The sequence below is a fragment of the Desulfatiferula olefinivorans genome (genome assembly GCF_054657895.1).
Genome location: NZ_BAAHXV010000042.1, coordinates 22,012 through 34,129 on the forward strand (window position 1 = coordinate 22,012; position 12,118 = coordinate 34,129).

Here is a 12,118-nt window from a genome sequence, read left to right on the forward strand (position 1 = left end):
GGGCCGTTTATTATTGATGGTATCGTAAAAAAGTATTTGATCATGCACTTGGCTCCAGTGGCTCTTCAACCACTTAATCAATTGGAGAAAAGTCACAGGTTTATTAACCACCCGTTCGCTGCGCTCACTGAAGGCCACGAAGGATCACGAAGAAAAGCTCACTATTTACGCCCTTCTTCGTGCTCTTCGCGCTCTTCAGTGAGCAACGCGAACGGGTGGTTTAACAATAGGAAGATTACCTCCAACTTGAACAAAGTGCATAACCAGAAAAAGTAATTTTTGGGCGGTTTCGTAAAATGTTCGAGATCAAGGCTTGCGAATCCGTAAGGAATGAGGCGTACTAAAGGGTACGCCGCCGTGACGAGGGATGACGCGTAACGCAGAGATCGGACGTTTTACGAAGCCGTCATTATTGAAGATTTGCCCAGCCTTTCTACTGGGAGATCCCCAGACAGTGACGGCGAGGGATGAGCGGTCAGGGATTCAGCAACTCAAATCCTGTGGCCGCGTCGAGGATGCGTCTGGCCGGGGTGCCGATCAGTTCCACCATGATCACCTCAAGGACGTGCCAGGTTTTGACGCCCCTGCGGATGCATCCGGTGATCGTGTCCGTCTGTCGCCCGCAGGCCATGTGCATATGCAGGACCGGCTCTCCGTCGGCATTGGGGAAAAGGGTGCCGGTGCCGACAATTTCACGCACATTGTCGAGGACATGCTCCATCGGCGTGATGGTGTCGGTTCGCCCGTCTTCCGGACCGACAATGAGGGTGCTGCCCGTATCCACCCCTCCGACGATGGTCAATGCCGCGGCCGTGACGGCTTCCTTTCGGGCCAGGGCCTCAATTTCCCGGTGAACGATATCGCCGTCTTCGAGTCGAATGACAAAGACCCTTCCTTGCGTCGCCTGTGAATATTTCATGACGTTTCCTTTTTCAGAGCGTCGAAGTAAAGCATGTGAAGGACCGTCGATTTCAGCCGTGCCCGGCCCTGTTTTGATTCAACATGCCCACGGAGATCAAATCAGCTCGATGCCTTGATCCGTGATCTTGATCTTATGCTGTTTATACAATTTGCCGATGGCCTGTTTAAAGACTTTTTTACTGACCTTGAACACCTTTTTGATATCGTCAGGGGAGCTGTTGTCGTTAAACCCGCATTTGCCCCCAGAGGCCTTCAGATAATCCAGGATAATGTCGGTCGTTGACGCGACATGCCTGCCCTGATCCGGCTGCAGGGACACATCGATCCTGCCGTCGTCTCTGACGCTTTTGATGTATGCCTTGAGCGTCTGGCCGACCTTGTAATCGGCAAACATCTGATTTCCATAAACCAGCCCGGCATACTCATCGTTTATCGACACCTTGGCCCCCAGATCGGTAAAGGCGCATATGGTGACATCCACTTCCTGCCATGGCGTAAACACGCCCGGCTCCACGGTTTTTTTCAACTGATCATTCTTTTTTTTCATGTTTTTCCTTAGACGTCGTGATGAAGCCCATATCCTTGAGGAAGCCGTACCAGGCCTGTCCCCGTTTTTTTCCGTCGAAGACCAGCCAGTGCCCGCCGGCCATATAGGTGTAGCGGGGAAAACGCCATTTTCGCTGAAGATCACGAAGGTAATCGAAGGGACAGAGACGGTCGCCACGGGAGGCGACGAACAGCATGTTGTCTGTGGACAGTTTCGGGCTGTGGTTGAGGGGGGAATGGAGTTCCCAGACCTTGGTGATGGTGTCCATGAAGGCCTTGTCCACGGCAAAGGGCAGCTTGGCGAAGGTTGGGCCGTAGGGTTTTGAGAAATTCACCGCCGGGACCATCATGGCGGCGAAGGCGTGGCGGTCGGACAGGCAGGAGTAAAGGGCCGCGTTGTAACCGCCCAGGCTTGCGCCGATCAGGCCGATGGTGCCGGCGCCGGAAGCCTTAAGAATGCTGATGCAGGCATTGAGATCGTGCATGGTCTGGCCCATGGCCTCGCAGGTGAAGCCCACATGATCCGTGCGCAGAAAGATGCCCCGTCGGGTGTTGCCCGGGGCAGATCTGCGCCAGTGAAAGGGCGTGATGAACAAGGCCAAATCCAGCCCCATGGCGTAGAGCTTGTCCATGTTAAACATGCGAAGGGCCTGGTCCGGGTCGCCCAGCATGTAGCCGTGGAGACAGACCAGGGTTTTCCGGGGCGGCACGGGGTGAATCCAGCGGACCAGAAAGCCCGTGCGGTTGGCCGTAAACGCGTTGTACTGATCGGCGATGAGGGGATTTTTTACTTTATAGGTGCTGTCAAAGGAAATCAGCTGACGCCTTCCGTCACGGTAGGCGGTTTCCTCCATGACCCGAAACTCCGGACAGGTGTCATCGAGGCTGAAAAACGAGGACGGCCGGCTCGCGTAGCCCGCATCGACATAAAAATCCACCTGTTTTTCGTAGGTGGCGCGATCGACCTGCCGGACGGGCCGAAACGGCCGTGCCAGGCGGGGCGGCAGAAGAAAGAGACGGTCCACGCACCCGCCGATCATATCCAGAGTCCGGCCGATGACGCCGGGATTTGCCGTATCAGTCATGAGCCGTGATCCATGAAATGGCGGGTTTTTTCCGGGAGGTGGTGAACGGGTGGTGGTAGGCCGGATGGCCCAGCACCAGCGCGGCGTATACCCGCTGCCCCCTGGGAACCTGAACGATCTTTCTCAGTGATCCGGAGAATTTCAGAGCCAGCACCAGAAAACCGATGTAGCAACTGCCCAGGCCCGAGGCATGAGCCCCGTTCATCAGGTTGGTGGCGGCGATGTTGCAGTTTTCACTGATAAAACTCGCCCCCCTGGGACCATGGACGAGAATCAGCACCGGGGCCTTGTGAAGAATGTAGTCGCGGCCCTGTTCCCACTGGCGGATGTAGTAATCCATGGGATCCAGGTATCGGCTGATGCCCTCGGGGGACAGAAACTTCAAAAGACGGTAGACCTGTTTGCCAAAACCGGTCCGGGTCTTGCGGTACAAGGCGGCGCTGAACCCGAACACCCGCTCCGACACCTCGCCGAGCACGGCCCGGTCGGTGATGACCGTGTAGGCCACGTTCTGCCGGTTGCTCGCGGTGGGCGAATGGCCGGCAAGCTCAAGAAGAGAAAGAAGGACATCCCGATCCACGGGTTTATTCTTGAACTGGCGGATGCTTCGCCGGGATCTGACGATGTGGCGGTGGACGTCGGCGTCTCCCGGGTAGGGCTGGGTTTTCTCGATCTGCTGATAATCCAGGGACTCATGAAAAATCGCCGACCGGGGGCAGACCGCCACACAGTGGCCGCAGCGGTTACACAGCTCCGGGGCCGCCATGACCGGCTTTCCGTCGGACAGCCGCCAGGCGCCGGACACACATTCGCGCACACAGAGCAGACAGAAATTGCAGCGGCTTTTGATGCGTTTGATGGTCATTTCACATACTCCACATGAAGAACGTTATCGACAAGGCGGGTCCGGACCCGGCCCAGATCCTCGAGCACCTGGATGTGGGTGAAGATTTCCGAAACCGCAAGATAAAGATCAAGGATAAAACGGGGCCCCGTGATATCGGGGAAATGGGTCCGGGCCATGGCGTAGACGCTTTGACCGGGATGATGCCGGATGGTCTCCAGAATGAGGGCCTGGCGCTCGGCGAAGCAGGCCCGGTAGACATGATGCATTGCAGCAAAGTCTGAAATCGGATTGCCGTGGGCCGGATAAATCCGGCAGGGACCCAGCGCCCGGATGCGGTCCAGCGAGGCGTAAAACTCCTTCTGGCTCAGACGCCGCGGCAGCGGGAAGGTTTCCTCGAGCATGGGAAAGGCGTTGGGCGTGATGTGACCCAGCACATGATCCCCGGAAAACAACAGGCGCTCTTCTTCCAGAAAAAAGCAGACCGACCCCCGGGTGTGCCCCGGGGTTTCGATGACCCGGGCGGTGTACCGCCCCAGACGGATCCTGTCGCCGTCATGCAGATGACCATGGACCGGGCAACGCCGCGCGTAGAGTTTTCGAAACATCACGAACAGGGGGATAATCCCCATCTGGAAGCCCATGGGTATTCCGGTGATTCTCAGGAAGCGCCGATAGGCCAGAGGGGACACATCGATGCCCGTTTCAACGGCTCGGGCGTCTTCCGGGTGGACAGACACCCTGGCCCGGCCCCGGCTTTTGGTGACGATCCGCGATGCGCCGCCGTAATGATCCACATGGCCGTGGGTGAGGACGATGCGGTCGATGCCGGAAAAGGTCAGACCGATGGTTTTCAGACACCGTTCAAGGACGGGTGCTGCGGGGGCCGTCCCGGTGTCTAACAGGGTGGTGGTGCCGCCCTCCCCCTTGAACAGGTAGACATTGACCGGACCGGGTTTCTTACCGGCCAGGGGCAGGGTGATCCGGTAAATGCCCGGGTAGATCTGTTCGGGGTTCAATCGGGGGTATCCATGATTTTTTTCAGCCAGGCCGAAACCCCGGGAGCCACCTCGTCCACGTTGTTGGTCAGGATCAGGTGCTCGCGGTCAGCCAAAAGGAAAAATTCCTTTTCACAGCCCAGCCGTCTGTAAATGTTTTCCACATACTCCTGCGGGAAGATGTGGTCCTTGTCCGAATGGACCACCATAACAGGAACCCTGATTTTTTCAACCGGTTTTGCAAGGGGCGTGTACATCAGGGAGGACAGGGCCCGGAAGGTGATCCAGGTGACGGCCAGGGGGTCTTTTTTCAGGAAACCTGCGGCGTCCCGGCCGTCGGGCAGGTATTCCCGTTTGAGGTTAAGATAAAGGGCCGTGGGAAAGGCAAAGTCCGCGTACAGGCGCATCAGAAACCGGGCCGCCGGGACCAGGGCCGCCGGAATGACCAGGCGCGAGAGAATCAGGTTGTCCCGGCCGTTCAAATCCGCCACATTGTGGCAGACGGCGGCGGCCAGCGAATCATCTTTGGCCGCGGCGTAAAAGGCCGCCATACCGCCCTGGCTGCTTCCTGCGATGGCCACCCTGCCCCCGAATCGCTTTTTGGCGTAATCACAGACGGCAAGGGCCTGATCCACGATGGCCCCGAAGGTGTAATCGCCCCGGGGGCCGCTGCTCCGGCCGTGGCCCAGGGGATCGAAGGCCACCACGTTGAAGCCGTCTTTATGCATGGCACTCAAAAATTCCATGTAAAGCTGGGCGTAGACCGAGGTTCCCGGCACGAACACCAGGGTGGGTCGGCCCTGGCCATGGGCCAGAATGTCCAGATGCAGCCGACCGCCGCAGGCCGCAAGAACGGTTTGTTCATGGATGTCACGGACAGACGCCAGATCTAACAACTCCGATTCGGCCTGGTGAAAAGCCAGGATCGCGCGTTCATCGGGCGGCTGTCTCCGGGTGATGATGCGGGACAGAGCGAACCAGCCGAGGTGAAACAGTACAATAATAAAAATGAAGGTCAGAAGCATGGGGTTGAGTTCCTTTTTAATATGATTCTTTCGGGATCGTAATCGAAGCCTTTGGTCTTGTATATGAACGTCAAACGTTTTTCACGATCATCTTCCATCACAACGGCGTACGGACAGACAGAGCATCATTCACCACGAAGAGCACGCCTGCCCTCATCTTCAATACAGCAAGAAGACCCAAATCTTTCGTCATGGCACACGTGCGCAGCGGAAGCAATTCTCTGAATGCAATTATTGCATGCTGTTCTATCTTTTGTTAAACCACCCGTTCGCGTTGCTCACTGAAGGTCACGAAGAGCACGAAGAAGGGCGTAAATAGTGTGTTTTTCTTCGTGTTCTTCAGTGAGCGCAGCGAACGGGTGGTCAATAAACGCGTCGTTTTTCCCCAAGGGAAAGCCTGTCGCCTTATCGACACATCGACAAAACCAAATCCATAGTGGGCCCAATATCATAAACTTAAGACCATGATGGGCACGCTTTGCTTTGCCCATCAACTGGACAACGAGAATCTGTTTAAGTTAATGGCATTGATTAAGCGGTTGAAGAGCCACTGGAGTCAAGTGCATAACCAGAAAAATTAATTCGTTTTCAATGGCACACAACATGAACAAGGAGTGGCGGGAAACGTCACTCCTGCTCAAACACCCTGATCCCGGGATGGTCCCGGGCTACCAGGCATTTGAACATGTTCAGACGGTTCAGCTGGTTGGTGCCCTCGTAGATCTGAAGCAGCTTGGCGTCCCGGAAGACTTTTTCCGCCCGGCGGTCCTGGCGCAGGCCGTCCTGGCCCATCAGTTCCAGGGCCATCTGGCAGTTTTTCATGCCCAGGTCGGTCCCGGTGTATTTGGCCAGCGAACCCCAGCCCGAGGTTCGGTGAAATTCGGCGTCCTTTTGCCAGTCCAGATGGATTTTCTCGAAGATCCGCCGGGTCAGGTTCCAGGCGAGCATGGGGCCGCCGAAGCGGTCCAGAAGGCCTTTTGGCATGTATTTCAGATAATAGTACACGGGTTTCATCTGAATGGTTTTCATCATGCCGTACATGCCGTTGGCATAGTTGGATTCCTGGTAGGTCAGCCGGGCCAGGTTGACGTTGCGGTACATATCGGCCAGCATCACCTGGGCCCACTCGTGATTGACCAGGCGCTTGCCGCACACCTCGGTGTCCAGGGCGAAGGAAAGGGCCGTCTCATAGGCGCCCCGGGCCGCCCCGGCTCCCCAGGCCGCCACACCGGCCCGGGACGTGGACAGCACGTAGTCGAGAATCTGGGCATTGGTGCCACGGGCCCCGCGTTTCTGTTTGGCCCCGTCCTCGGGACGCATCATGACCATGTCGTCGGGCACGAAGCAGTCCTTGAAAATCAGTTCACTGGCAGGACAGGCCTTGACCCCCATCTTGTGTTCCACCCGTCCGAAGCTGAAGCCCTCGGTGCCGGTTTTCACCGGAAGAATGATCATGCTCGACGCGGGGTTTTTCAGATCCGTGTAGCAGATCACCATGTGCCAGGTGGACATGTGCCCACTGGAGATAAAGACCTTGCTGCCGTTGATCAGGTAGCCGCCGTCAACCCGGGTGGCCGAACAGGACACATTGGCGTGATCGACCAATTCGAGTTCCTCCACATCGGTGCCCGCACCGGGCTCGGTGATGGCCGTGGACAGCAGGCAGGGTCTGCCGTTTTTCTCTCCCTCGGCCACCTGGCGGCAGAGAAAATTGATCATCCGGGGATTCCAGGAACCGAAAATCGTGGCCACGGCCAGATAGTGGACACAGATCATGTTGGACAGCCCCAGGCAGGCCGATCCGGTTTCCTCCATAAAGTAGGACAGCGTGGGGATGCTGTAGCCGTGACCGCCGAACACCTTGGGCATCCACATCGTGAAAAACCCCCACTGATTGGCTTTTTCAACAAACTCCCAGGGCAGAAAATCCGGATTCTGCTGCATGGTCCGGTCCGCCTCGAGGGCGTAGGGCCTTATCACCTCATCGCTGAACGTCCGGGCCATGGCGATGACCTTGCGGGTTTCCGCGATCATGCCTTTGGGCTGCCTGCCGGTGGCGGCAAGGCTGCATGTGATATCGTCAAACATCGGCGCCCTTCTCAGACGGGCCTTGATTTCGGATCGGGTCGTCACGTGGTTTCCCCCTTTTTCGTTCGTCCTTTGGTTCATTCGAATTTGGTCAGATCATCTGCTCGATGAAACGGATTTTCTTCACCGGGGCGATGCCCAGAAGGGCCTGGATCTGCTTGGCGTCCCGGAAGCGCTTTTCCTGCCCGAAATCCTTCATGTAGCCCACACCGCCCAGGATCTGGATGCCGTCGGCGGTCAGGTCGCAGGCCATCTCCTGGATGTGGAGGGCGGCGGCCCGGGCCCGTCTCTGCCAGCCTGCCTCCCCGGCGTCTGCAGACTCGCAGGCCCGCTCGACGAGCATCTCGACATTGCTGATGCCGACGGCCATGGCAGACAGCATCATTTTGATCTGGGACCAGTGAATGATGGTCTGCCCTCCCTGCTCGCGCTTTTTCGCGTAATCGAAGGCGTCCCGGAAGGAGCCTTTCATCACGCCTTCGGCCATGGCGGCGGCGGCCACATGCATGCGATCGGCCATGGTGTCGAAGTAGTGGGCGCCCTTACCTTCCTCGCCGATCAGGACGGCGGGAACCCCTGAAAAATCGACATCCACCGCCGGGCAGGCATGGAATCCCAGGCTCAGCACCGGCTCGCTTTTGCTGATCTTCGGATCGGAAAGATCCACCAGAAACCAGGACAAGGCCGAAGAACCGGGACGGGCGGCGGGGATCAGGGCCTGACCGGCCAGGTCTCCGAGCACCAGATAGTCCAGATGACCGTCCAGCGTCCAGGTATCACCGGTTTTTTTCGCGTCGGCCAGATGCCGGATGTCCGAGGGATTGTTGAATACGGGCATGCCGATCAGAAAGGACTTAACCTCGGTCCGGGCGGCGATGGCCGCGAGTTCCGCCGTGGCTCCGGCGGCCATCATCAGTTCCTGGGCGGCTAGGGTGGTGAAGATGATGCCGCCCATGGCGCTGTCTTCCCGGCAGATCCGGTCCAGCATGACCGCAAGGGCGCTCAGGCCCTGATTCATGCCGCCCATGGATTCAGGCAGAAGCACATGGAAAAAATCCACGTCGAAGGCCTTGGAAAGCGCCTGGTCAAAAAAGGGGCCGAAGGGATAGGTGTCGTTTTGCTCCCGGTTCGGGGCCAGCTGCTTTTTTGCGAATTCAGAGGCGGCCCGGGCCAGCATGTCCAGCTCTTTTCGGCTGGTCCGGGGGGCCGCCGCAGCGGACGATGCCGTTGATGCGGCATCAGGCGTTTTTGCCGGGATGGCCGCGGCCGAATCCTTTGCTTCTTCCACGAGGGCGGCCTTCGCTTCGTTCTGACGGGTCATGATTCCTCCTTGGATGGTCGTGGTCACGAGCGCGCCAGCGCATCGTAGGTATCGTCCGTGACGCCCTGCTCTTCCAGGCGCCGTTTGATGATCCGGTGGGTGTTGGTTTTCGGAAAATCCTCGACAAAACGCAGGTAGCGCGGCACGGCATACCGGGCCAGCCGGTCCGACAAAAAGGCCCGGATCTCTTCGGGATCGGGACGGTTGCCGTTCACCGGTTTGATGGACGCCATGATCTCGTCCTCCCCCAGCTCCGAGGGCACGGCGTACACCGCCACGTCCTCGATAGCCGGATGCTGGAGCATCACGTGCTCGACCTCATAGGCCGACACGTTTTCCCCGCCCTTTCGCATGGACTCGGTGTTCCGTCCCACAAAGTAGAGGTAGCCCCGGGCGTCCCGCCGGACAATGTCCCCGGTGTGCAGCCAGCCGTCTTTGGATTTCTTTTCCGAGGCTGCGGGGTTCTTGTAGTACTCCACGGCGCGTTGGCCCTTGCCCACGGCGAACAGCAGCTCACCCGGGGCATGGCCCGCAACGTCACGGCCCGTCTCGTCGACAATGCGGCAGGTCACCGCGGCGGACGGTTTACCCAGGGACCCCGGCGGCGCCGTCCCCAGGTTCATGATGCCCTTGCCGCCGCCGTCCACGGCACCGTAACCTTCATACAAGGTCAGGCCGAACCGCTGTTCAAAGGGAATCCACATGTCGGCGGGACAGGCGGCGGACAATACCACCCGCACGGCATGATCCCGATCGTCGGGTTTTTCCGGCTGTTTCATCAAAATCGGAATGATGGAGCCGATGGTGTTGAACACCGTGGCCCTATGCCTGCGGACCGTGTCCCAGAACCGGCTGGCGGAAAATTTCCGGGACAGGGCGACGGTGCCCCGCACCGCAAGGGTCATGGTGGTGGTCAAAAACAAGGCGTTGCCGTGGCAGAGGGACAGATAGGTGTAGTAGATGTCGCTCGACCGGAAAAAAATCCGCCCCCCCAGGGACAAGAGCAGCACGCCGGAGGTGTTGTAGCGGTACACCACGCCCTTGGGCGGCCCCGTGGTGCCCGAGGTATAGATGATCAGGCACAGATCCTCGGGATTGTAGCCGATGCCGGGGTCCGCGGGCGGCCGGCCATAGGCCTCGCTCAGGCGCTGCATGCCGTCCGGGATGGCAATGCCCGCAGACTCGGCCTCGATGTCGTTGACGATGATGTTTTCCGGACGCAGCCGGTCGAAGCGGTCCAGGTTATCCAGCACCGGCGTAAGCAGTTCGGCATCCACCGCCAGCCGGGTGATGTCGCTGTGGTTGATGATGTAGGCCAGGCCCTCGCCCTTGAGTTCGGGGTTGATGGGCACGGTGTACATCCCGATTTTCTGGCTTCCAAAAAACAGATCGAGAAACCGGGGGGAATTGCGCATGAAAATACCCAGGCCATCGCCCCGTCCGCCGCCCTGGTCGAGCAGGTAAGAGCCCAGACGGTTGGCGTTCCCGTTCATGTCCCGGTACGTCAACGATTCGTCGTTGTATAACAAAAAGGTTTTGTCCGGAACCGCCTCGGCGCTTTCTTCGAGCAGCTGGGCCCAGGAAATATCGAAGGGTTGGCTGCGGACAAATTTCCCCAGGGTTTTCCATCCGCGTTTCTGTCTGAATTCATTGACGAAAAACGAGGTCGCACCCCGGGCGCCCCGAACGATCCACATCAGGGCGTTGTATCGCTGTTTGATGGCCCGCAACGTGGACACCCGGGGCATGGGCTCTTCGGCCGTTCCGAAATCCTGCCCCGCGCGGACGGATTCGTCGCCTTCGTCCGGCAGGTAGAGTTTCGGCCAGACCATGTCCCGGGTCTGGGTCAGACGCTGGTAGTAATCGCCCGGCATGAAACTGCGGGCAATGCCGATGGCCCCGGTGGGACAGGCCGCCACACAGCAGCCGCAGGCCACGCACCCGGTAATGTCCGGGGCGATATACCGCAGATGGGGCAGGCCGTTGTTCCAGCCCCCGGGCGTGCTGTCGCGGACAATAGACCGTGCCGGGCAGATGAAGGTGCAGATATTGCACCGTTTGCAGGTGTCCGCATCGAAGGAAAGCAGACCTGTGCTCATGTCGCGGGCTTTATTGTAATCCGGAATCCGGGTCCAGGGTTTCACCTGTGCCGTCATCATATTATTCACCCTGCCTTTCCACCCTGGGTGCGCTGTCCAGGCCGCCTTCATACCAGTCCACCAGCTGGACTTCCCGGGGGACCATGCCGTCGGATTGAACTTTTGGCCGGCCCACGGCCAGAAGATCGTTCAATTTATAAGGATAGCGGACGCCAAAAAATTTCCGCCATTTGGGCAGGTACATCAACAGCTTGATGAGACCGATCCAGCAGGTGGCGGCCCCCAGGCTGTGGGCCGCCAGCACCATGTTCTGCCCGCAGATCCCGATGTCCGTAGCCGGACAGGACACGCCGCGCCGGTCTTCATAAAGAAGAATCAGGGTCGGCGCCCCATGGAAGACCGGGGCCCTGTCGTTTGCGATTTCCTGAAGCAGGCCGAAGGGCACGGGGTGGAGCTGGTTGACCTGAAGGCGAATGATCAGCTTGGTGTAATATTTCAGGATGTGCCGCCGGAAAAAGGAGGGCCGATTGTAGTCGAGCAGCCACATGAAGACCTTGGCCACCTTGACGGCGTCCCGCTCCATGGCCTCGATGATCTCGGGGCTGTTGACCACCGCGAATTTCCAGGGCTGCATGTTTCCCGCAGAAGGCGCGTAGCGGCCCGCCTCGAGAATCCGTCGGATCATGTGATCCGGCAACGGTTCCTTTTTAAAGGCACGGGTGCTGCGCCTCCTGAAAATCACCTGTTCCACCTCGGTCCAGGTGGTCAGATCCGGTTTGTAAGACACGCCTTTCGCCGATGGCTGCGCGGGTGTGTCCGAGGGGTCGGCGTTTCGCCCGAGTACCTCGACGATATCCACCGAAACGTCGCGTTCCGAACATGGAAATCTTTCTGCTGTGGGGTGTTCCTGCATGGTCCTGTCCTTTCGAGCTGGGCCGGATTGAGGGCACACGATGTCCCCGGGCCGACGGGCCGGGGACATCGGTACCGTTACCGGGTCCGAATCCAGGGAAATCAATTGTCATTCAACACGATGAATCATTAGCGATGAGCCCTGTTCAGGGCAAGAAGACATGGAACGTTTTTTATCTATAATCGAACCCCGCATAATGCGCAAGACGTGGGGCCTCTTCTCACAGGGCAATCGCATGTATGGCATCTCCTCCTGTGTGACCGGCCCATGTCGTTCAC

General features: G+C 58.6%; 10 protein-coding genes. All 10 read right to left on the reverse strand.

The window, feature by feature from the left end; translation table 11 throughout:
• Positions 1-475 precede the first annotated feature (475 nt).
• Positions 476-919 (reverse strand): PPC domain-containing DNA-binding protein, encoded by a 444-nt coding sequence (locus ACYQ11_RS19410; protein ID WP_459925478.1) that lies wholly within the window; start codon positions 917-919, stop codon positions 476-478.
• A gap of 96 nt (positions 920-1,015) precedes the next feature.
• On the reverse strand, positions 1,016-1,468 hold the full coding sequence (locus ACYQ11_RS19415) for a S1 RNA-binding domain-containing protein (RefSeq protein WP_459925479.1): 453 nt from the start codon (positions 1,466-1,468) through the stop codon (positions 1,016-1,018).
• Positions 1,452-2,552, reverse strand: a complete 1,101-nt coding sequence (locus ACYQ11_RS19420) for an alpha/beta hydrolase family protein (protein WP_459925480.1) — start codon at positions 2,550-2,552, stop codon at positions 1,452-1,454. Before ACYQ11_RS19420 ends, ACYQ11_RS19415 begins: the two co-directional genes overlap by 17 nt.
• Entirely contained in the window at positions 2,545-3,417 is an 873-nt protein-coding gene (locus tag ACYQ11_RS19425) for a nitroreductase family protein (protein WP_459925481.1), read from the reverse strand. Before ACYQ11_RS19425 ends, ACYQ11_RS19420 begins: the two co-directional genes overlap by 8 nt.
• Positions 3,414-4,415 (reverse strand): MBL fold metallo-hydrolase, encoded by a 1,002-nt coding sequence (locus tag ACYQ11_RS19430; protein WP_459925482.1) that lies wholly within the window; start codon positions 4,413-4,415, stop codon positions 3,414-3,416. The genes ACYQ11_RS19425 and ACYQ11_RS19430 overlap by 4 nt, the downstream gene beginning before the upstream one ends.
• Positions 4,412-5,419: an alpha/beta hydrolase gene (locus ACYQ11_RS19435; RefSeq protein ID WP_459925483.1), complete on the reverse strand. Its 1,008-nt coding sequence runs from the start codon at positions 5,417-5,419 to the stop codon at positions 4,412-4,414. Before ACYQ11_RS19435 ends, ACYQ11_RS19430 begins: the two co-directional genes overlap by 4 nt.
• Before the next feature lie 627 nt (positions 5,420-6,046).
• The gene (locus tag ACYQ11_RS19440) at positions 6,047-7,552 is read right to left on the reverse strand and encodes an acyl-CoA dehydrogenase family protein (protein ID WP_459925484.1); all 1,506 of its coding nucleotides are present in this window, start codon (positions 7,550-7,552) and stop codon (positions 6,047-6,049) included.
• 46 nt (positions 7,553-7,598) lie between these two features.
• On the reverse strand, positions 7,599-8,828 hold the full coding sequence (locus tag ACYQ11_RS19445; protein ID WP_459925485.1) for an acyl-CoA dehydrogenase family protein: 1,230 nt from the start codon (positions 8,826-8,828) through the stop codon (positions 7,599-7,601).
• A gap of 23 nt (positions 8,829-8,851) precedes the next feature.
• Complete coding sequence (locus tag ACYQ11_RS19450) at positions 8,852-10,987, reverse strand: AMP-binding protein (RefSeq protein WP_459925486.1); 2,136 nt, start codon at positions 10,985-10,987, stop codon at positions 8,852-8,854.
• A 1-nt stretch (position 10,988) separates the two neighbouring features.
• Positions 10,989-11,840: a nitroreductase family protein gene (locus ACYQ11_RS19455; protein ID WP_459925487.1), complete on the reverse strand. Its 852-nt coding sequence runs from the start codon at positions 11,838-11,840 to the stop codon at positions 10,989-10,991.
• Between the last annotated feature and the right edge of the window lie 278 nt (positions 11,841-12,118).

Coding starts and splice junctions, on each gene's coding strand:
- ACYQ11_RS19410 (WP_459925478.1), bottom strand. CDS start 919: ATGAAATATTCACAGGCGACGCAAGGAAGGGTCTTTGTCATTCGACTC.
- ACYQ11_RS19415 (WP_459925479.1), bottom strand. CDS start 1,468: ATGAAAAAAAAGAATGATCAGTTGAAAAAAACCGTGGAGCCGGGCGTG.
- ACYQ11_RS19420 (WP_459925480.1), bottom strand. CDS start 2,552: ATGACTGATACGGCAAATCCCGGCGTCATCGGCCGGACTCTGGATATG.
- ACYQ11_RS19425 (WP_459925481.1), bottom strand. CDS start 3,417: ATGACCATCAAACGCATCAAAAGCCGCTGCAATTTCTGTCTGCTCTGT.
- ACYQ11_RS19435 (WP_459925483.1), bottom strand. CDS start 5,419: ATGCTTCTGACCTTCATTTTTATTATTGTACTGTTTCACCTCGGCTGG.
- ACYQ11_RS19445 (WP_459925485.1), bottom strand. CDS start 8,828: ATGACCCGTCAGAACGAAGCGAAGGCCGCCCTCGTGGAAGAAGCAAAG.
- ACYQ11_RS19450 (WP_459925486.1), bottom strand. CDS start 10,987: ATGATGACGGCACAGGTGAAACCCTGGACCCGGATTCCGGATTACAAT.
- ACYQ11_RS19455 (WP_459925487.1), bottom strand. CDS start 11,840: ATGCAGGAACACCCCACAGCAGAAAGATTTCCATGTTCGGAACGCGAC.